This window comes from Streptomyces sp. NPDC057302, assembly GCF_042667685.1.
Taxonomy (GTDB): domain Bacteria; phylum Actinomycetota; class Actinomycetes; order Streptomycetales; family Streptomycetaceae; genus Streptomyces.
The window spans coordinates 1-19,543 of record NZ_JBHUZJ010000017.1; the positions used below are offsets into that span (position 1 = coordinate 1).

21 protein-coding genes are annotated in these 19,543 nt (G+C 72.4%); 9 read left to right on the top strand and 12 right to left on the bottom strand.

The genetic code is table 11. The annotated features are described in order from the left end of the window. Positions 1 to 3: 3 nt before the first annotated feature. Entirely contained in the window at positions 4 to 996 is a 993-nt protein-coding gene (locus ACFUPX_RS14975) for a winged helix-turn-helix transcriptional regulator (protein ID WP_383321086.1), read from the bottom strand. Between the two features lie 266 nt (positions 997 to 1,262). On the opposite strand from ACFUPX_RS14975, the gene ACFUPX_RS14980 reads away from it, so the two are divergent. Further along, the gene (locus ACFUPX_RS14980; RefSeq protein ID WP_383321437.1) at positions 1,263 to 2,303 is read left to right on the top strand and encodes an NAD(P)-dependent alcohol dehydrogenase; all 1,041 of its coding nucleotides are present in this window, start codon (positions 1,263 to 1,265) and stop codon (positions 2,301 to 2,303) included. Positions 2,304 to 2,427: 124 nt separating this feature from the next. On the opposite strand, the gene ACFUPX_RS14985 is transcribed toward ACFUPX_RS14980, so the two are convergent. The 3 genes from ACFUPX_RS14985 to ACFUPX_RS14995 all read right to left on the bottom strand — a co-directional run bounded on the left by ACFUPX_RS14985 (position 2,428) and on the right by ACFUPX_RS14995 (position 4,594). Continuing rightward, positions 2,428 to 2,832 (bottom strand): hypothetical protein, encoded by a 405-nt coding sequence (locus ACFUPX_RS14985; protein WP_383321089.1) that lies wholly within the window; start codon positions 2,830 to 2,832, stop codon positions 2,428 to 2,430. Further along, positions 2,829 to 3,452 carry a hypothetical protein gene (locus ACFUPX_RS14990; RefSeq protein WP_383321092.1) on the bottom strand — a complete coding sequence of 208 codons (624 nt, stop codon included), beginning with the start codon at positions 3,450 to 3,452 and terminating at the stop codon, positions 2,829 to 2,831. The genes ACFUPX_RS14985 and ACFUPX_RS14990 overlap by 4 nt, the downstream gene beginning before the upstream one ends. Positions 3,453 to 3,652: 200 nt before the next feature. Then, positions 3,653 to 4,594 carry a helix-turn-helix domain-containing protein gene (locus ACFUPX_RS14995; RefSeq protein ID WP_383321095.1) on the bottom strand — a complete coding sequence of 314 codons (942 nt, stop codon included), beginning with the start codon at positions 4,592 to 4,594 and terminating at the stop codon, positions 3,653 to 3,655. Positions 4,595 to 4,702: 108 nt separating this feature from the next. On the opposite strand from ACFUPX_RS14995, the gene ACFUPX_RS15000 reads away from it, so the two are divergent. Next, positions 4,703 to 5,770 (top strand): saccharopine dehydrogenase family protein, encoded by a 1,068-nt coding sequence (locus tag ACFUPX_RS15000; RefSeq protein ID WP_383321097.1) that lies wholly within the window; start codon positions 4,703 to 4,705, stop codon positions 5,768 to 5,770. On the opposite strand, the gene ACFUPX_RS15005 is transcribed toward ACFUPX_RS15000, so the two are convergent. Continuing rightward, positions 5,767 to 6,363: a TetR/AcrR family transcriptional regulator gene (locus tag ACFUPX_RS15005; protein ID WP_383321100.1), complete on the bottom strand. Its 597-nt coding sequence runs from the start codon at positions 6,361 to 6,363 to the stop codon at positions 5,767 to 5,769. The genes ACFUPX_RS15000 and ACFUPX_RS15005 overlap by 4 nt on opposite strands. Before the next feature lie 207 nt (positions 6,364 to 6,570). Here ACFUPX_RS15005 and ACFUPX_RS15010 point away from each other — a divergent pair, with 207 nt between their 5' ends. Continuing rightward, a complete protein-coding gene (locus tag ACFUPX_RS15010) occupies positions 6,571 to 6,942 on the top strand; it encodes a hypothetical protein (protein ID WP_383321103.1) in 372 nt (123 codons plus the stop codon). A 22-nt stretch (positions 6,943 to 6,964) separates the two neighbouring features. Here ACFUPX_RS15010 and ACFUPX_RS15015 read toward each other — a convergent pair whose 3' ends face one another. The 4 genes from ACFUPX_RS15015 to ACFUPX_RS15030 form a co-directional block, all read right to left on the bottom strand. Beyond that, a complete protein-coding gene (locus tag ACFUPX_RS15015) occupies positions 6,965 to 7,225 on the bottom strand; it encodes a hypothetical protein (protein WP_383321106.1) in 261 nt (86 codons plus the stop codon). A gap of 70 nt (positions 7,226 to 7,295) precedes the next feature. Continuing rightward, positions 7,296 to 7,598 carry a carboxypeptidase-like regulatory domain-containing protein gene (locus ACFUPX_RS15020; protein WP_383321109.1) on the bottom strand — a complete coding sequence of 101 codons (303 nt, stop codon included), beginning with the start codon at positions 7,596 to 7,598 and terminating at the stop codon, positions 7,296 to 7,298. Between the two features lie 10 nt (positions 7,599 to 7,608). Next, on the bottom strand, positions 7,609 to 8,517 hold the full coding sequence (locus tag ACFUPX_RS15025; RefSeq protein ID WP_383321112.1) for a trypsin-like serine peptidase: 909 nt from the start codon (positions 8,515 to 8,517) through the stop codon (positions 7,609 to 7,611). Between the two features lie 372 nt (positions 8,518 to 8,889). Next, positions 8,890 to 9,315, bottom strand: a complete 426-nt coding sequence (locus ACFUPX_RS15030) for a VOC family protein (protein WP_383321115.1) — start codon at positions 9,313 to 9,315, stop codon at positions 8,890 to 8,892. A gap of 339 nt (positions 9,316 to 9,654) precedes the next feature. Between ACFUPX_RS15030 and ACFUPX_RS15035 the strand changes: the two genes are divergently transcribed. The 6 genes from ACFUPX_RS15035 to ACFUPX_RS15060 all read left to right on the top strand — a co-directional run bounded on the left by ACFUPX_RS15035 (position 9,655) and on the right by ACFUPX_RS15060 (position 15,372). Continuing rightward, positions 9,655 to 10,044, top strand: a complete 390-nt coding sequence (locus tag ACFUPX_RS15035; RefSeq protein ID WP_383321118.1) for a BlaI/MecI/CopY family transcriptional regulator — start codon at positions 9,655 to 9,657, stop codon at positions 10,042 to 10,044. A 6-nt stretch (positions 10,045 to 10,050) separates the two neighbouring features. Next, a complete protein-coding gene (locus ACFUPX_RS15040) occupies positions 10,051 to 10,983 on the top strand; it encodes a M56 family metallopeptidase (RefSeq protein ID WP_383321121.1) in 933 nt (310 codons plus the stop codon). Positions 10,984 to 11,167: 184 nt separating this feature from the next. Further along, entirely contained in the window at positions 11,168 to 12,505 is a 1,338-nt protein-coding gene (locus ACFUPX_RS15045) for a hemolysin family protein (protein WP_383321124.1), read from the top strand. Beyond that, positions 12,502 to 13,527, top strand: coding sequence for a hemolysin family protein (locus ACFUPX_RS15050; protein ID WP_383321127.1), 1,026 nt, complete (start codon positions 12,502 to 12,504; stop codon positions 13,525 to 13,527). Before ACFUPX_RS15045 ends, ACFUPX_RS15050 begins: the two co-directional genes overlap by 4 nt. Before the next feature lie 173 nt (positions 13,528 to 13,700). After that, positions 13,701 to 14,834 carry an acyltransferase family protein gene (locus ACFUPX_RS15055; protein ID WP_383321440.1) on the top strand — a complete coding sequence of 378 codons (1,134 nt, stop codon included), beginning with the start codon at positions 13,701 to 13,703 and terminating at the stop codon, positions 14,832 to 14,834. 286 nt (positions 14,835 to 15,120) lie between these two features. Continuing rightward, positions 15,121 to 15,372: a holin gene (locus tag ACFUPX_RS15060; RefSeq protein WP_383321130.1), complete on the top strand. Its 252-nt coding sequence runs from the start codon at positions 15,121 to 15,123 to the stop codon at positions 15,370 to 15,372. 10 nt (positions 15,373 to 15,382) lie between these two features. Here ACFUPX_RS15060 and ACFUPX_RS15065 read toward each other — a convergent pair whose 3' ends face one another. The 3 genes from ACFUPX_RS15065 to ACFUPX_RS15075 are packed head-to-tail and all read right to left on the bottom strand — an operon-like array spanning position 15,383 to position 19,385. Continuing rightward, positions 15,383 to 17,014, bottom strand: a complete 1,632-nt coding sequence (locus ACFUPX_RS15065; RefSeq protein WP_383321133.1) for an ABC-F family ATP-binding cassette domain-containing protein — start codon at positions 17,012 to 17,014, stop codon at positions 15,383 to 15,385. Positions 17,015 to 17,043: 29 nt separating this feature from the next. Further along, on the bottom strand, positions 17,044 to 18,057 hold the full coding sequence (locus tag ACFUPX_RS15070) for a hemolysin family protein (protein WP_383321136.1): 1,014 nt from the start codon (positions 18,055 to 18,057) through the stop codon (positions 17,044 to 17,046). Then, positions 18,054 to 19,385: a hemolysin family protein gene (locus tag ACFUPX_RS15075; RefSeq protein ID WP_383321139.1), complete on the bottom strand. Its 1,332-nt coding sequence runs from the start codon at positions 19,383 to 19,385 to the stop codon at positions 18,054 to 18,056. Before ACFUPX_RS15075 ends, ACFUPX_RS15070 begins: the two co-directional genes overlap by 4 nt. Between the last annotated feature and the right edge of the window lie 158 nt (positions 19,386 to 19,543).

The window sequence follows — 19,543 nt, forward strand, 5'->3', positions numbered from 1 at the left end:
TCGTCAGCGCGCGGCGACCGGCCCCTGGGCGCGGACCAGGCCGAAGGCGTCCGCCATCCGCAGCGCCGCGTCCAGGTCGCCGTTGACGCTGACGACCTGGGCGCTGAGCGCGTCCTCGAGCGGCAGGGAGCCCACGCCCAGCTGGAGCAGGGTGCCCAGGTCGGTGACGACTGTGGTGGCCGCGTCCGGGGCGGGGCCGAGATTCATCTCGACGGTGCCGTCGTCGACGCGGGCGTGGAAGACGAGCTCGCCGACCACCCACTCGTACGTCTCGCGCACGCCGATGGCGCGGTCGGGACGGAACGCGGCTCCGACGGCGCCGACGATGCCGTGCCGGTCGCCGATGGCCTCGGGGTGCGCGCCGAGGATGGCGATCGCCCGCACGGCTGCCGGGAGCTCGCCCTCCAGCTCGGCGAGCCCGCGCGCGACGGCGTCCTGGATGTCCACGAGCCGTGCGCCGACGGCCATGAAGGTCCGGAGATCGGTGGTGATGACGCAGGCGGGGTCGGCGGCGCTGCCGTTGCGGATGTCGAGTACGCCGTCGTCGACCCGGAGGTGGAACGCGTCGCCGTTCACCCGGATCTCGTACGTCTCTCGCACACCGCCCGCCTGTTCGGGCCGGAAGCTGGCGCGCAGGCAGCCGAGGACCCAGCTGAGCCGGAAGGTGTCGCCGGGCCGGGGTGAGGTCGGCAGCCGCATGCCCCAGCGGGTGAGCTCGTCCACCAGTGGGCGCATCGAGGCGCCGAGCTCGGTCAGTTCGTAGACCGCGGACGGCGCGGGAGGCGGCAGCTTGGTCTGGCTGAGGACGCCCGCCTCGCGCAGCGCGCGCAGCCGTTCGGCGAGGACGTTCGGGCCGATGCCGGGCAGTCCCGCGACGAGGTCGGTGTAGCGCCGGGGGCCGAGCAGCAGCTCGCGCACGATCAGCAGGGACCAGCGGCCGCCGACGACGTCCAGGGCCCGCGCCGCGGGACAGGACTGGTCATAGCTGCGTGTCATGAGGGTGGGTTCGCCTTCCCCATCGATAGTGAGCACTTAGATTTCCGCAGTATGCCTCAACTGGGCTGCATCGAGAGCCTGTTGAGTCGCCCGGCATCGGCCGATGCCGTCGGCACCGCGGAGTGCGATGTCTCAGTGGGTCACGTGTCTCATTGGGACATTACGAGGAGTACAGTCGGAGACAGGGGGACACCAGCGCAGAGCACGCAGAACGAGAAGAGGCATCCCAGATGTCAGCGCAAGAACGCCCCGCATTGCCCGCCGTGATGAAGGCCGTCCAGTACCGCACCGTCGGCGCCGCCCCCGAGGTGGTCACCGTCCCGCGCCCCGAGCCGGGTCCCGGCCAGGTGCTCCTGAAGGTCACCGCCGCGGGCGTCTGCCACTCCGACATCGCGGTGATGAGCTGGCCCCAGGAGGCGCTGGGCTTCCCGCTGCCGCTCACCCTCGGCCATGAGGGCGCGGGGACCGTCGCCGTGCTGGGCGAGGGCGTCACGGGATTCGAGGTCGGCGACTCCGTGGCCGTCTACGGACCGTGGGGCTGCGGTGCCTGTCTGATGTGCGCGCAGGGCAAGGAGAACTACTGCACGCGCGCCGCCGACCTCGGCATCCTGCCGCCCGGACTCGGAGCGCCCGGCGCCATCGCCGAGTACATGATCGTGGACGCCGCGCGCCACCTGGTCCCGCTCGGCGGCCTCGACCCGGTGACCGCCGTGCCGCTCACCGACGCGGGCCTGACCCCGTACCACGCCATCAAGACCTCCCTGCCCAAGCTGACCCCCGGCAGCACCGCCGTGGTCATCGGCACCGGCGGCCTGGGGCACGTCGCCATCCAGCTGCTGCGCGCGCTGACCCCGGCGCGGGTGATCGCCCTGGACGTCACCGACGCGAAGCTGCGCCTCGCCCAGCAGGTCGGCGCCCACGAGACCGTCCTGTCGGACGAGCACGCCGCGGCGAAGGTCCGTGAGCTGACCGGCGGCCTCGGTGCCCAGGCCGTCTTCGACTTCGTCGGGGCGCCGCCCACCGTCGCCACGGCGACCGCCGTCGCCGCGGTGGAGGCGGACGTCACCCTCGTCGGCATCGGCGGCGGGGCCGCGTCCGTCGGCTTCGGCACGACCCCCTACGACGCTGCGGTCCGCGCCCCCTACTGGGGCAGCAGGGCCGAGCTGATCGAGGTCCTCGACCTGGCCCGCTCCGGCGCGATCGACGTCCATGTGGAGACGTACGCACTGGACGACGCCCCCAAGGCGTACGAGAACCTGCACGAAGGCCGGATCGACGGCCGGGCGGTCATCCTCCCCAACGGCTGATCCCGGCAGCGCGGCACACAGCGCTCAGCACACAGCGCACCGGCCGGGAACAGGCATGGACATCTGCCCGTTCCCGGCCGGTGCGCTGAGAACTCGTGCGCTGCGAACTGTCCCCGGCCGCCGCCTAGATGCGCAGCAGCCTTTCCATGGACTCGCGGTACTCCCGCAGTGCCAGGCGCAGCTCTTCCGTGTGCGCCTCGGTGTCGTGGTCCTGCCAGCTCGCGCGCAGGGTGAGCCGTCGTTCCGTGAGGGATTCCGTCAGGTGCCTGACCGTGTCGTCGAGGAGGCTGTCGGCCTCCTCCACCGCCTGGCGCGGGCTCTCGACGAAGGTGCTGAGCGCCTGCTGGAGCCGCAGACCGAACTTGTCCCGTTCGTCCTGCGGGAGCAGCACGGATTCGTGGGCGTGCGCGGGTGCGGGCTCAGGGGCGGGAACAGGGGCGGGAACAGGATTGTGCGCGGGGGGCGTGGGAGCGGGGGCGGCGCTGCCGATGGCCTGCTCTCGCGGTGTGAAGCGCTGGGCGTCCGTCATGATGTGCCACTTCCCTTCGCATGGCGCCGGGGCAGTGCCCACGACGTGTGGCCGCGGTCGGCGGTGGCCGGCCTGCCGTTGCGGGTGGAGTCGGCCGGGTGCTCGGCCACCAGGGAGTCGAAGAGGCGCCGGGCCTCGACCATGGCCTCCCGCATTTCCTCGGTGCCGCCCTGTCCGCGCGCCGCCGTGTGCACGCTGCGGTAGCCGTGGACGGAGTGCGCGTGGTGGACGGAGAGCGCGGCGAGCTGCTCGTCGAAGTGCGCGCCGTCCGGGAAGCCCCGGTCCCTGGCCAGGCGGGCCAGGAGCGCGTCGGCCTCGGTGACGGCCTGCTGCGGTGATTCGACGAACTGCTCCTGGACGCCGGCCCATTGGGCCACGTAGCGCTCGCGGGCGCCGGGCGGCAGGGGCTCGGACTTGACCGAGCCGTGGAGCCGTACGCGCTCGCGGAGTTCCTGTTCAGCTGCCCGTACGTCGCCGTCGTGACGTGCGACGGTGTGGTCGTACTCGGGCCCGAAGCGGTGCTTCAGGCCGCTTCCGCCGCCCCTGGTTCGCCGCAGTCCGACGAAGAGGACGGCGGCTGCCGCGATGACGACCACGGCGATGATGACGGCGGTGATCATGGCTGCCTCCCTTGTTCTCGTGGTCCGTTCGGCGCTGAGGCCGGCCGATGGGCGCCCACGCGACGTGGGTGCCGATCGGGGCGTCTGTGGTCAGCGGTCGAACGGCTGGCTGTGGATTCGCATGGCAGCCGAGTACCCCCGAGTCCGGCAAACAGTCGGCCGAGGGGCGGTTCATGTCCGGCCGCGCGGGCCGACGGGGGTCAGGAGGCCCCGAAAGTCCTTCGGTAGGCCTCGGGCGGCAGACCCGTGACGCGCGCGAAGTGGCGCCGCAGCGTGGCGGACGTGCCCATCCCCGTCCGGGCCGCGATCCGTTCGACGCTGTCGTCGCCCGACTCCAGCAACTCCTGGGCGAGGCGCACACGTTGGCTGAGCAGCCAGCGCAGCGGCGCGGTGCCGGTGACGGCATGGAAGTGCCGGGACAGGTTGCGGCTGCTCATGCCCGCCTGCCGGGCCAGGTCCTCCACGGTGAGCGGCTGATCGAGGCGGGCGAGCACCCAGGGCAGCAGGCCGGCCAGCGGATGGTCACGCCCGTGCGCCACCGGCGCCGGGATGAACTGCGCCTGGCCGCCGTCCCGGTGGGGCGGGGTCACCAGCCGCCGGGCCAGCGCGTTGGCCACCGTCGCCCCGTGGTCGGCGCGGACGATGTGCAGGCACAGGTCCATCCCCGCGGCCTTCCCCGCCGAGGTGAGCACGCTGCCCTCGTCGGTGAACAGGACACCGGCGTCGACCCTGACGCGGGGGTGGCGCGCGGCGAGCCGCTCCGCGTGCGCCCAGTGCGTGGTGGCCCTGCGGCCGTCGAGGAGGCCCGCTCCGGCGAGGACGAAGGCGCCGGTGCACAGCGAGACGATCCGGGCGCCCGCCGCGTGTGCGGTGCGCAGGGCGTCGACCAGATCGCCCGGCGGGTCCTGGTCGATGTCGCGCCAGGCCGGGACGATCACCGTCTGCGCGGTGGCGACGGCTTCCAGGCCGTGGGACGTCTCGGCGCGAAGCCAGTTCCCGACCCGCGTCCCGTCCGCGCCGCACACGGTGAACGAGTACCAGGACCCGGCCAGATCGGAGTGGTCCGAGCCGAAGACCTCGAAGGCCGCGGCGGCCTCGAAGAGCATGCTGCCCTCGGGAAGTGCCATCGCCACGGTCCTCATGTCCGAAACTGTACGCCCCTCGTCATTCCGGCCACTGGTGGGGCGCCCGGCGGGCGCGGAGCATGGTGCGCACAGGGCACACCGCCCTCCGGACAACGGGAGCCAACGATGAGCAACACCCCCTCCACGCCTGCCGCGCCGTACGCCGACGTCTGGTCCGGCGGACGGACGGTCGCCGTCGTCGGCGCCTCGGGTCACACGGGCCGCTTCGTCGTCGCGGAGCTGCTGCGCCGCGGCGCGAAGCCGCTGCTCGTGGGGCGGGACCGGGGAAGGCTCGACGCGCTGCGGGGCCTGGCCCCGGACGCTCCGGTGCGCGTGGCCTCCACCGAGGACGCGGCGTCCCTCGACCGCGCTTTGGACGGAGCGGTGGCGGTCGTCAACTGCGCGGGGCCGTTCCTCGCGACGTCCTTTCCCGTCGTGGACGCGGCGCTGCGTGCCGGTATCCCGTACCTGGACGTCGCCGCCGAACAGGGCGTCACCGCCGCCCTGTTCGACACCTACGGAGAGCGTGCGCGGGAGGCGGGCGTCGTCGTCGCGCCGTCCCTGGCGTTCTACGGCGGTCTGGGTGACCTGCTGGCCACCGCGGCCCTGGGGGACTGGCCGGACGCGGACGAGATCACGCTCGCGTACGCCCTCGACAGCTGGCACCCGACGCGGGGCACCCGTGTCACGGGGGAGAGCAACGCCGGTCAGCACCTGGTCCACTCCGGAGGCAGGCTGATCCCCTTCGGCTACTCGCAGGACGTCTTCGCGTGGGACTTCCCCAAGCCGTTCGGCACCCAGGATGCCTCCGCGTTCGCGACGGCCGACCAGGTCACGCTGCCGCGCCATGTGCGCACCCCCGAGGTGCGCGCCGTGATGAACCTCGCGCCGCTGCGGGACATCCGCGCCGCGGACACTCCGGAGCCCGTTCCCGCCGACGCGGGCGGGCGCTCCGCGCAGACCTTCGCCGTCGAGGCGGTCGTCCGGCGCGGTGACCGGACCCGCCGGGCGGTCGCGGAGGGGCGCGACATCTACGCCGTGACGGCGCCGCTGGTCGTGGCGGCACTCGAACGCATCCTCGACGGACGCGGCGGGGCGCCGGGCGTCCGCGCGGCCGGGGAGGCGTTCGACGCCCCGGACTTCCTGCGCGCGCTCACCCCCGAGCACCTCACCCGGGTCGACCTGCCGCTCTAGTCGGGCCGCAGCGAGCACCAGATCCGGTCGGGCAGGAACCGCGCCGCCTCGGCGAGATCCATGTCGTACGTACTGGCGAGCCAGCGGTGCGCGGCCTCGGCGACCGGCCCCATGACCAGGACCTCAAGAACGGGTCCCGGCACGGGGGCGATCTCGCCCGACACGACCCGCGGCAGCATCCACTGGGCGATGACCGCCAGCTTGGCGGCCTTGGCCGAGCGGATCTGGTCGGCGTGGGCCGCGAGGTAGCCGGAATAGGCGGAGGCGTGCAGGAAGAGCGCGGCGTCCGGGTGCTCCTCGGTGAAGCGCAGATAGGCGGTGACCAGGGCGCGGACTCCGGTGCGTGCGGTGCGCGCCCGGCTCAGCGCGGCGATCATCTCGTCGAACAGCTGCTCCATGCAGCGGGTGTACAGCGCGGCGGCGAGACCGTCGATGCTGCCGAAGTGGTGATAGAGGCTGCCGAGGCTGACGCCCCCCGCAGTGGTGACCGCGTTCACGGTGAATCCGGGCCGGCCCGACGTGGCGTACACCTCGAGGGCCGCGTCCAGGAGTCGGTCGGCGGTGGCTTCGCCGCGCTGCTGCTTAGGCGCCATAGCGCGCCGGGCCCGCTCTGCCCCTGTGCGTCATGGTGGGACCCTATCCCATCGTCCCGTCGAAACTAGAATATGTATCTAGAAAAGAACTCCACAATTAAGGTCGCGGCGCGGCCGACACGCCTGCGCCGCGGAGGTCGCGGGATCCGCCGCGTCGGATGACATGCTGAAACGATCAGGCTGGACCACGCGAAGGGCAAGTGCGACGTGCTGACCGTGCTGGTGCTGGCCGCCGATCACCGGGCCAGGGAGCTGATCCCGCAGATCGAGACCGTTTCCGGCGTGTACGTCATCTCCCAGACGGACGACAGCTTCCTCGCCCTGGCGCGGGCCCGCGCCCTGCTGCCCGACGTCCTGGTCATCGACCTCAGCGCCCGCTTCGCCGGAGACGCCGCCACGGTCATCGACCAGGCACGCCAACTCCGGCCGCCCAGCCACATCCTGGTCCACGAGGGCGACGCCGTGGTGGGGACCGTTTCGCCCGCCGGCGACGTCGGACCCGCCCCGGCCGCCTCTGCGCCGCCGGGCCTCGCACATGCGCTGGCACGCCTCGCCGCGGACGTGGCCCCACCGCTGTGACCCGGCCGGTGCGCCGGCCGCGCTACAGGTCCCCGACCCGCGCCGAGAGCCCGTAGTCCAGCTCGGAACCGTCGACCAGGAGCGCTTCGACGGTGCGGGTCGCGGGGTCGATGTCGGCCTCCATCCCGTCCCCCGTGTACCGGGGGAACCCGGACGCCCCGGTCTCGCCCGTGGCCACCACGACGGCCGAGCGCAGGGCGCCGCGGGCATCGGTCGTACTCGTGCCGTCCCCCGAGAACTCGGGGACCAGCAGGATCTCGAAACGCTGCGGGACAGTGTTCATGCACGTGACGGTAGACACGACTCGCGCACCACGCACGTCCACCGCTGCCGGTCGGCGCCGTACACGCCCCTCAGCCGAGGGTCATCTCGACCCGCAGCCGCGCCGCGGGCACGGCCTGCGCCGAGGGTTCGACACGGACCGTGGCCTCGGCCGTACCGGACGGACCCATGAGAGGGTCCGCCCGGCAGATGAGCGTGTACTCGCCCGCTGTGGGGGCGACGAGGGAGAACCGTCCCCCGGCGTCCGTCACGGCAGCGAGGTCCGGCAGGGGCTGGGGGCCGTCGGTGAACAGGACGTTGGCGCCCGGCACCGGGGTGCCCGAAATATCGCGGACGACGCCGGTGATCTCCACTGCCGAACTGCTGCCGTTCATCGGGGTGCGCTCACGCCTTCCAGGCCACGTAGTTGTTGTAGACCGGGGTGGTGAACCGGGTTCCCGAGTTCACCCGGGATCCGCCGTAGGCGTGGATGCCGAAGCCGTAGCGGCCGGTGCTGTCGATGCGGTAGACGGAGCTGCCGCTCTGTCCGCCCGCGGTGTCGATGTCGTAGTACACCTTGCGCGGGGCGACCGAGTCGATGCCGCGCGCCGCGTACCACTGCGTCCCGGACGGCTTGTCGCCCGGATAGCCGGAGATGTTGCCGGTGGTCTTGAGCAGGTCCGAGTCCGACCATACGCCGAAGCCGAACCAGCCCGTGGTGGAACCGATGTTGGAGGGCGTGATGATGGCGCCGTAGTCGAAGTTCTCGTCGCCGTTGCTCGTCCAGCCGGTCACGGAGCGGAAGCTCGTGCAGGTGATGCTGCCGTAGGGCAGCGAGGCCCCGTTGCGTCCCGGCATGACCTGGATGCTCTTCACCCAGCCGTCCCGGCCGGCCACGCCGCTGTTCTTGATGTAGACGACGTGCCCCGCCGTGGCGAGGGTGTGCGGTCCGAGGAGCCAGCCGGTGCCCTGGTAGAGGGCGTTGTCGCGGGCGGTGATCAGCAGGTAGCAGTGCACCCGCCACGGGTAGACGCTGGTGTTGGTGATCTGGATGCGGTCGTCGGGGCCGTGCACGGTCTCCGGAGCCAGCGGCGGCGGGCCGAACGAGGCCTCGCCGATGTCGGGGAGCGAGGCGGTCGGAGCCGTCCAGGCCTCCGGCGCGAAGTGCTCCGGGCGGCGGTAGTTCTCGACGTGCTCCAGGCCCTCACCCGTCGACTGCTGGGCCTGGCCCTCTGTCCCCTCGGAGGGCGGCTGCAGGATCGCTCCCTGCTCGGCGGCCAGGGTTACGGCTCCGTCGTCCGGTTCGTTCGTCACTGCGGTGTGTGGATCTTGCGCCATTCTGGATCACCCGGCTTCTCTCAGAGCTGCGATGTGATGCCTTGCAGGACGCCGCGGCCGCAACGTTTAAGGGTCGAGTCCTCTTCTTACTGCCGCCGGACAAGTGCCGCAATGAGCCTTTTGCGCCGACCGTCGCGCGTGCGCGTGTTCTTCCGCCCGGGGCGCGGAGTACGTCAACCGGACGGCTCCTGGGGCCCCTACGGCGCTCGGGACATCAGCTCGCCCCGCCGCCCCACGGGTGGTGGCCCCGGGGCAGGTCACAGCCGCCCCGGCCGGGCGCCCGCGCCCCGCACGCTGCGGGAGCGGGCGGGGCGCGGTGCCCTAATCACGTCGTTCGGCCCGCAGGCGTCAGGGGCGCGCGTAGGGCCGGGTCATGATCTCCATGTTGTGGCCGGACGGGTCGGCGAAGTACGCGCCCCGGCCACCGAACAGGCGGTTGATTTTGCCGGGTTCGGTGTGGCTGGGATCGGCGTAGTAGGTGACCCCCACCGCATCCAGGCGGTCGATCATGGTGTCGAACTGTTCGTCGGGCACGAGGAACGCGTAGTGCTGCGACTGGACCGGCTCCGTGCTCAGCTCGTAGTAGTCGAGCGTCACGCCGTTGCCGAGATCGACGGGCAGGAACGGCCCGAACGGGGCGCCGACCTCCAGGCCCAGGAGCACGGCGAGGAACTCGGCCGACAGCCGCCGGTCCTTGGCGTAGACGGCAGTGTGGTTCAACTGGACCGTGGCGACAGGCGCAGTGGGATCGTGCGGGGGCTGGGTGTGCTGCATGGGTGATGCCTCTTCCGGGTCTTGGATTGCGCTGAAAACGCGCCGCGCGGGGCGCGGGGAGCAAAGACGGAAGAGGGGACGGCGGGCCTCTGGCCCGCCTCGCGCTCACGCCGAGGCCGGATGCCTCACTCGTACGTGGCCCATGGCCGACCCGGCAGTCACCCGAGTGACCTTAGTGCGCGCCACGAGACCGGTGCAACGCCCTTTTGGCCGCGCCCGCGGCGCGACTCCCGGCATCAGCGGCAGGCGCCGTGGCACGCCACCGGCGGGCGGGCGTTAGCCTCGTCCTGGACGATCGGGCACTCGTCCGGGACCAGCGGGCAGCGAAGGGAGACGGGCGTGGCGGAGCAGCGGCGGCGTTCCCGGCGGCGGGGGCAGGGTGAGCTGGAGGCGCAGGTCCTCTCGGCCCTGCGTGAGGCACAAGGTCCCGCGACCGCGGGCTGGGTCCAGGAGCGGCTCGGCGGGGACCTCGCGTACACGACCGTCGTGACGATCCTGACCCGGCTCCTGGGCAAGGGCGCGGTGACCCGCGAGCGCGCGGGCCGCTCCTTCGCGTGGACGCCGGCGGCCGACGAGGCGGGCCTGGCGGCGCGCAAGATGCGCAAGGTGCTCGACGGCGAGCACGACCGGGAGGCGGTACTCGCCAGCTTCCTCACCGCGCTGCCACCGGGCGACGAGCGGCTGCTGCGTGAGCTCCTGGGGCAGGCCGAGACGGAGAAGGACGTCTGAACCGTCATGGGGATGTTCGTCCTTCTGCCGCTGGTGCTGCCCCTGACGGCCTGGCCCGTCGCCCGGCTCGCCGAGCAGCGCCTGCACCCGCGGACCGCCACCCGGCTGCTCACGACGGTCGCCGTCGTCATGGCGCTCGCCAGCACGCTGTGCCTGGGCCTGCTGATGGTCGTCGGCACGGCCCAGCTGCCCGGTAACCCGCTGCCGGACGGCTGGTCCGACCCCGAGGTGCGCGCGGCAGTGCCGTACGACGAGGTCGCCGGACGTCTCGCCATCCCCGGTCTGATCGCCGTGGCCGTGGCCTGCGGCAGGACCCTGTGGCGCCACCGCCAGGTGCGCCGCCGCGCCCACCGCGCGCTGGCCGGCCTGCCCGGCACCGCCGTCGCGGTCCTGCCCGACGACGTGCCCTACGCGTACGCGCTGCCCGGCGGAGCCCGCGACCGGGTCGTGGTCACCACGGCTCTCCTGGACTGCCTCGAACCCGCCGAGCGCCGCGCCCTGTTCGCCCACGAACGCGCCCACCTCGCGACCCGGCACCACCGCTACCTCCTCGCCGTACAGCTGGCCGCCCGCGCCAACCCCTTCCTCCGCCCGCTGCGCACGGCGGTGTCGTACACGACCGAGCGCTGGGCCGACGAGGACGCCGCCCACACCGTCGGCGACCGCAGAACCGTGGCCCGCGCGATCGGCAAGGCGGCCCTGCACTCCCGGGGCGCCCCGGCCCCGACCCTGGCGGGACTGGCCGCGCCGGGGCCCGTGCCCCGCCGGGTCGCGGCCCTCCTCGGCCCGGCTCCCGCGGGCCGCAGCTGGCCGTCCCTGTTCACCGCGGTGGGGCTCGCGTCGTGGGCGGCGGCAGCGGGCGCCGCGGCATCCGTCATGTCGTCGGCGAACTCCGCCGTGACGATGGTCCTCATCCTGCACGCGGCCACCCCGCTCTAGCGGAGCTGCTTTGCTGTTCCTTTACAGTGGGTGTAGAAGCACTACCGCTTCCATGCCACCGCCCTCGTACGACACTTCGTACGAGTACGAGAAGGAGCCACGGACCCGCAATGGGTGAGCCTCCCAGTACGAACCGTGCCATGTCCCGCCCGCCGGCAAAGCGCGAGGGGACGGGGGTGGCACGGTGACCGAGATCCTGCTTCTGCTGCTCGCCCTGCTCCTCACGCTCGCCTGCGCGCTGTTCGTGGCCGCCGAGTTCTCCCTGACCACCGTCGAGCGCGGTGACCTGGAGCGCGCCGCCGAGGCGGGGGAGCGAGGTGCCGAAGGCGCCCTGAAGGCCGTCCGGCGCCTCACCCTCCAGCTGTCCGGCGCCCAGCTCGGCATCACCGTCACGTCCCTGGTGATCGGCATGCTCGCCGAACCCTCCCTCGCGGCGCTCCTGCGCGGCCCCCTGGAAGCGGCCGGACTCGGCGGCGCGGCCCCGACCACGGCCACCCTGCTCGGCGTGGCGCTGTCCACCGTGATCCTGATGGTCGTCGGCGAGCTGGTGCCGAAGAACTGGGCGATCTCCCGGCCGCTGGCCGTCGCCAAGGTGGTGGCGGCTCCGCAGCGCGGCTTCACCACCGCCTTCGGCCCCTTCATCCGGCATCTGAACAACACCGCGAACCACGTCGTACGCCGCTTCGGCCTCGAGCCCGCCGAGGAGCTCGCCTCCGCGCGCACCCCCGAGGAGCTGGTCGCCCTCGCCCGGCGCTCGGCCGCCGAGGGCGCCCTGGAGGCGGACTCCGCCGAACTGTTCGTCCGCACCCTGCACTTGAGCGAACTGACCGCGGAGAACGTGATGACCCCGCGCGTCGACGTACGCGCCCTGGAGGCGCACGCCACGGCCGCCGACGCCGCGAACCTGACGCACGCCACGGGCCTGTCCCGCTTCCCCGTCTTCCGCGACAGCCTGGACGAGGTCATCGGCACCGTCCACATCCGCGACGTGCTGGCCCTGGCCCCCGAGCAGCGGCAGCTCACCCCGGTCACGGAGCTGGCCGCCGAGCCCCTCCTCGTGCCCGACAGCCTGCCCGCAGACCGGCTTCTGGAGCGGATGCGGGAGACCCGCACGATGGCCGTCGTCATCGACGAGTACGGCGGCACGGCCGGTGTCGCGACGGTGGAGGACATCGTCGAGGAGGTCGTCGGCGAGGTCCGCGACGAGCACGACCCCGTCGAGGTCCCCGACCTGCTGCCCGCCCAGGCGGACCAGGACGGCCGCACCGCCTGGGAGGCCGACGGCGGCGTCCGCATCGACCAGCTCGCCGCGATAGGGCTCACCGCGCCCGAAGGACCGTACGAGACCGTGGCCGGCCTGATCGCCACCCGGCTGACCCGCATCCCCGCCAAGGGCGACGCCGTCGACCTCGACGGCTGGCAGCTGGCCGTCCTGACGGTCGAGCACCACCGCGCCGACCGCATCCGCATCACCGAACCGGCACTCCAGGTGCCCCGCCAGGCCGTGGAAGAGGCACGATGACCACGCTCCAGCTCGCCATCGGCGCCCTGACCCTGCTCACCAACGCCTTCTTCGTCGGCGCCGAGTTCGCCCTGATCTCCGTACGCCGCAGCCAGATCGAACCCCGCGCGCAGGAAGGCGACAAGCGCGCCCGCATCACCCTGTGGGGCCTGCAGCACATCTCCGCGATGATGGCCACGGCCCAGCTCGGCATCACCGTCTCCTCGCTGGTGCTCGGCGCGGTCGCGGAACCCGCCATCGCGCACCTCCTGGAGCCCGCCTTCGAGGCGGTCCACATCCCGCACGCCCTCGTGCACCCGATCGCCTTCGTCATCGCCCTGACCGTGGCGACGTATCTGCACATGCTGATCGGCGAGATGATCCCCAAGAACATCGCGCTCGCCGCGCCCGCCAGGACCGCCCTGCTGCTCGGGCCGCCCCTGGTGGCCCTCACCCGCGCCCTCAAGCCGGTCGTCTTCGGCATCAACGCCTTCGCCAACACCCTGCTGAAGCTCCTGAAGGTCGAGCCGAAGGACGAGGTGGAGTCCGTCTACACGGACGACCAGCTCGCCCGCATGGTCGTCGACTCCAGCGCGGCCGGGCTCCTGACGGCGGCCGACGGCGAGCGGCTGCGCGACGCACTGGAGCTCGGCACCCGGCCGGTCGGCGAGATCCTCGTACCGACGGCCCAGATGCGCACCGTCGAGCACTCCGTCACCCCGGCGCGCCTGGAGCGGGTGGCCGCGGACGCGGGCTTCTCCCGCTTCCCGGTGACCGGACCCGACGGCACCCTGCTCGGCTACCTCCACATCAAGGACACCCTGGGCGCCACCGAGCGGGAGAAGCCGTTCCCGCGCAGCGCCCTGCACAAGGTCACGCGGGTGCACATCGACACCCCGCTCGACGACACCCTCACCGCGCTGCGGGCCGCGGGCAGTCACCTCGCCGCGGTCACCGGTGAGAGCGGCACGGTGCTCGGGTTCGTCACCATGGAGGACGTCCTGTCCGAGCTGGTCGGTCCCTCCCCGGCGGCGCTCGGCTGATCCGGCGGCGGCGTTCAGCCGATTCTCAGGTGGCGCGACTGTACGCGCGAGGGCTTCGGTGGCTAGGGTGCCCGTGATGTTCTACACAGGTGTAGCACCCGCATCCAACGTAAGACGCGCGACCGCGGGCCCGGGTTCCCCCGGGAGGTCCCGTGAGTGAGCCTGTCCGCGCGATGAACCAGGCAGGGGCGGTGCGCTCGCCCCTGCCCGCCGCGCGCAACGCACCCGCGGCGGCGCCTGCGGCCCCCACCGTGACGCCGCAGCCGCTGGTCAAGCGGCGGGACTCGTTCTTCGACAACGCGAAGTACCTGGCGATCGTGCTGGTCGCGATGGGCCATGCGTGGGAGCCGCTGCGCGGCGACAGCCGGGCGGCGGCCGCGCTCTACATCACCGTCTACAGCTTCCACATGCCGGCGTTCATCGTCATCTCCGGCTACTTCTCGCGGAGTTTCGACGCGAGCCCCGGCCGCCTCAAGCGCCTGGTGACGGGCATCGCGGTGCCGTACGTCATCTTCGAGGTCGCGTACACCTTCTTCAAGCGCTGGGCGGGCGACGACCCGACGTACCCGATCAGCCTGCTCGACCCCTGGTATCTCACCTGGTTCCTGGTCGCGCTCTTCGTCTGGCGGCTCACCACCCCGCTGTGGAAGGTGGTGCGCCGGCCCCTGCCGATCGCGCTCGCCATCGCCGTGCTCGCCTCCGTCTCGCCGGACATCGGCGACGACCTGGACCTGCAACGGGTGCTCCAGTTCCTGCCGTTCTTCGTCCTGGGCCTGTGCCTGAAGCCCGAGCACTTCCAGATCGTGCGCCGCCGGGAGGCCCGCATCCTCGCGCTGCCCGTCTTCGCGGGCGCCCTGCTGTTCGCCTACTGGGCGGCGCCGCGCATGAACGCCGCCTGGTTCTACCGCAGGGACAGCGCACAGGAGTTGGCGGCGCCCGGCTGGTACGGGGCGGTGATGACGCTCGGGATGTTCGGCTGCTCGATGGTCCTCGTCGCGTGCTTCTTCGCCTGGGTCCCCGGCCGCAGGCTCTGGTTCACGGCGCTCGGCGCGGGCACCCTCTACGGCTACCTGCTGCACGGCTTCATCGCCAAGGGCTCCCGCTTCTGGGACTGGTACGAACTGGACTGGCTGCACACACCGCTCGGCGAGATCACGGTCACGCTCGGCGCCGCGACCCTCATCACCGTGCTCTGCACCCCACCGGTGCAGCGGCTCTTCCGGTTCGCGATGGAGCCCGACATGGAGTGGGCGTTCAAGAAGGACGCCAAAGCGGTGGCCCGCGGGCGGGGCGCGCACAGACGCTGAAGGGCCCCTCCCGGACCCGCCGGTAGACGGAGGGGGCCAGCCCCGTCTCCCGGCGCATCAGGAGGCGCAGATGGGCGGCGATGCCCGCGGCGGTGAGGATGTCGCCGCCGTCGACGAAGGGCACGTCCGGTTCGGGCGCGGCACGGAACACGAGCCGTCGACGCGGCGACGGGGCACGGTCTCGATCTTCGAGTGCGCCCCTGCGACCCGCCGACCTCCTGGGCAACGACACGTGACAGCGGTATGCCAGGTGTTGACCCGTCAACCACGAGAGGTGGGGTCAGCCATGTGGACCGCTGGATTCTGGAAGGCCACCGCGGAGCGCGCGCTCCGTACCTTCGCACAGTCGCTCGCCGCCGTCCTGGTCGCCGGGGCGACGACCCTTCTGGACGTGGAGTGGAAGGCGGCGCTCGCCACCGCGGGGATGGCGACGCTGCTCGCCGTCCTCACGGCGGTCGGGGCCGCGAACGTCGGGGCACGCGGGCCCGGCATCACGGAGACGCCCAGTGCCGCCCACCGCCGTCGGGCCCTGCCCTGACCTGCCCCACCTACGGCCGGACCACCCGTCCGGCCTCCACCGAAAGCCGGTCGCCCCGGAACCGCTCCCGCAGCCTCCGGTCGTGCGACACCACGACCAGCGTGCCCCGGTAACCCGCGAGCGCCGCGTCGAGCTCCTCGACCAGGGCGGGGGAGAGGTGGTTCGTCGGCTCGTCCAGCAGGAGGAGGTCGGCCGGGCGCGTCACCAGGCGCGCGAGGGCCAGGCGGCGGCGCTGGCCCACCGAGAGCCCCTTCACCGGCACCACCAGGTCCTCCTCGCGGAAGAGGCCCAGGGCCAGGAGCGCCGGGGCGTGGTCCTCGGGGAGTCCGGCGAGCCCCGCCGCGAAGGCGTCGAGCAGCGGCCTCGCCGTGTCCTCGTAGGTGAGGTACGCGATCTCCTGCGGCAAATAGCCGATGCGGGCGGGGAGTTGGGCCTCCCCGCGGTCCGGGGTCAGGGCCCCCGCGAGGACGCCGAGCAGCGTCGACTTGCCCGCGCCGTTCACCCCGGTCACCAGCGTGCGCGAACCCGGGTCGAGCAGCAGGCGGTCGACGGCCAGGCGCTCGCCCACGCGGATGCCGTCCAGCAGGACCGGCCGTACGAAGGGGTGGTCGCCGCCCTCGATGCCCTCACCGGCCGTGAAGTGCAGGGGGTCGGGCGGGCGCGGCACCGGCTCCGCGCGCAGTCTGCGCAGCCGCTCGCGCGCATTGCGCACGATGCCGGAGAGCTGGCCCTCCACGGACCGGTTGTTGCTCGCGAAACGCGGGCTCTCGCTCATCCGCCAGCCGACCGCGAGCCGTTTGCTGCCGCCCTCGGCGAGCCGCTCCTGGCGTTCGACCTCCTCGCTCCACTCGCGGTAGCGCTCCTCCCAGCGGCGCCGGGCCGTGGCCCGCTGCTCCAGATAGCCGTGCCAGCCGCCGCCGAAGCGGGCCACCGATCCGCGGTCGCCGTCGACCTCGACGATCACCTCGGCGACCCGGTCGAGGAAGACCCGGTCGTGGGTGACGGCGACGACCGTGCCCCGGTGTGCGCGCAGCCGCTCCTCGAGCCAGCCGAGCGCGTGGTCGTCCAGGTGGTTCGTCGGCTCGTCCAGGAGGAGCAGTTCGGGCTGCGGGGCCAGGACGCAGGCGAGCGCCAGACGCGCGGCCTCGCCGCCGGAGAGCGATCCCAGCGTGCGGGAGCGCGCCAGGTGCGGCACGCCGAGACCGTGCAGGGCCGCCTCGATGCGCGCGTCGGCGCGGTAGCCGTCGCGTGCCTCGAATGCGGCGACGAGGTCTCCGTACGCGGCGAGTCCGGCGGGACCCGCCGAGCCGAGCGCGTCCTCCGCCTCGCGGATCCGCCGCTCCAGATCCCGCAGCTCGGCGAGCGCGTCGTCCACCGCGTCCTGCACGGTGGCGTGCGGCGGCAGGGCCAGGGTCTGCGCGAGATACCCGGCGCCGCCGTCCGAGACGACGGCCACCTCGCCCTCGGCGGGCGTGAACTCGCCCGCCATCAGGCGCAGGAGCGTCGACTTCCCCGACCCGTTCTCCCCGATGACGCACGCCTTCTCGCCGGGCCGCACGGACAGGGAGACCCGTTCGAGTACCGGGCGCTCCGGATATCCGTACGACACGTCGCGCAGGACGAGTTGACTCACGGTGCGCATCCCCCTCGCATCAGACGGGCCGGCCGGATTCAGACGGGCTGACCGAACAGCTCCCGCAGGACGTCCTCCATGGTGACCATGCCGGCCAGCCTGCCGTCAGAGCCGAGCACCGCCGCCACATGCGTACGGCTGCCGCGCATCGCGGTCAGCACGTCGTCCAGCGGCGTGACCTCCCGGACCTGGGCGATCTTGCGCATGTCCGGCACCCGGAACGGCAGATCGCGCGGCATCCGGTCGAGCGCGTCCTTGACGTGCAGATAGCCGACGATGCGACGGCCGTCGTCCACGACGGGGAAGCGCGAGAAACCGGACTCCGCCGAGAGCCGCTCCAGCTCCTCGGGCGTCACGCCCACGCGGGCGTAGACCACGCTCTCCAGCGGGAGCACCACATCCCTGACGGGGCGGCGGCCCAGTTCGAGGGCGTCGTGCAGCCGCTCCTGGGCGCGGTCGTCGATCAGACCCGCCTCGCTGGAGTCCTTGACCATCCGGGCGAGTTCGTCGTCGGAGAAGGACGCGCTCACCTCGTCCTTCGCCTCGACCCTGAGCAGTTTCAGGAGGCCGTTGGCGAACGCGTTGATCGCGAAGATGACCGGGCGCAGCCCCCGCGCGATCGCGACGAGCGGCGGACCGAGCAGCAGCGCCGTACGCACCGGCTCGGCCAGCGAGATGTTCTTGGGGATCATCTCGCCGAGCAGCATGTGCAGATATGTCGCCACCGTCAGGGCGATGACGAACGAGATCGGGTGGACCAGGCCGTGCGGCACCCCGACCCCGTCGAACAGCGGCTCCAGGAGATGCGCGATCGCGGGCTCGGCGACGATGCCGAGCACCAGCGTGCACAGCGTGATGCCCAGCTGCGCGGCGGCGAGCAGCGCGGACACGTGCTGCAGGCCCCACATCACGCTCTTGGCACGCCGGTCGCCGTCCTCGGCGTGCGGTTCGATCTGGCTCCTGCGTACGGAGATGAGGGCGAACTCGGCGCCCACGAAGAAGCCGTTGACCACGAGGGTCGCAAGGCCGATCAGCAACTGGACGGCGATCATCGCTCCTCCTCCTGGTGGTCGTCGTGCAGGGGTGCGTGCAGCAGGACCCGGGCCGCGCGGCGGCCCCGGGCGTCCACGACGTCGAGCCGCCAGCCGCCCACGTCGAGGCTGTCGCCCTCGGCGGGGATGCGGCCGAGCTCGGTCGCGACGAGTCCGGCGAGCGTTTCGTACGGCCCGTCCGGTGCGCGCAGGCCGACGCGGGCCAGCTGGTCGGTGCGGGCCGCGCCGTCGGCGGAGTATCGCGTGCGTCCGTCGTCGTCCGTGCCGTCGGCGGCGATGTCGGAGGTCTCGTGCGGGTCGTGCTCGTCCCGCACTTCGCCGACGACCTCCTCGACGATGTCCTCCAGGGTCGCGACGCCGGCCGTGCCGCCGTACTCGTCGATGACCACGGCCATCGTGCGCTTGCCGGAGAGCCGGTCGAGCAGGCGGTCGACGGTCAGCGTCTCCGGTACGAGGAGGGGCTCGCGCATCAGCTCGGCGACGGGGTAGCGGGCCCTGCGCTCGGCGGGGATCGCGAGGACGTCCTTGATGTGCGCGACGCCGACGACCGAGTCCAGGTTGCCGCGGTAGACGGGGAAGCGGGACAGGCCCGTCGCCCGGGTGGCGTTCGCGACGTCCTCGCAGGTGGCGAGGACGTCCAGGGCCATCACCTGGACGCGCGGCGTCATCACGTTCTCCGCGGTGAGGTCGGCGAGGTTCAGGGTGCGCACGAACAGCTCGGCGGTGTCCGCCTCCAGGGAGCCCTCCTTGGCGGAGTGCCGGGCGAGCGCCACCAGCTCCTTGGGGCTGCGCGCGGAGGCGAGCTCCTCGGTGGGCTGGATGCCGAAGCGGCGTACGGAACGGTTCGCGGTGTTGTTCAGATGCGCGATGAAGGGGCGGAACAGGGAGCTGAACAGGCGCTGCGGTGTCGCCACCCGTTTGGCGACGGCCAGCGGCGAGGAGATCGCCCAGTTCTTGGGGACCAGCTCGCCGACGACCATCAGGAAGACCGTCGACAGGGCCGTGCCGATGACCAGGGCCACCGAAGAGGCCGCCGAGGAGGGGATGCCCAGGGAGCGCAGCGGCCCCGAGATCAGCTTGGCGATGGAGGATTCGGAGAGCATGCCGACGACCAGATTGGTGACGGTGATGCCCAGCTGGGCCCCGGAGAGCTGGAAGGTGAGGTTCTTGACCGCCTTGAGGGCGCCGGCCGCGCCGCGCTCGCCGCGTTCGGCGGCGCGCTCCAGCTCGCTGCGCTCGACCGTCGTGAGCGAGAACTCCGCCGCGACGAAGACACCGCAGGCAAGCGAGAGCAGCACCGCCACAAGGAGCAGAAGCACTTCGGTCATCGGGTCACCTCCGTCCCATGATCGGGCAGGGACCGGGGGAATGCGCGATGTCGGGTACTGGGAGGCTCGCCCATGGGCGGACGCTCACACCTTTCGTTGATGTTCGAGTGGTCCGTCCATTTTAAAGGACCAGCAAAGCCCACTCCTGCTGACCGTCC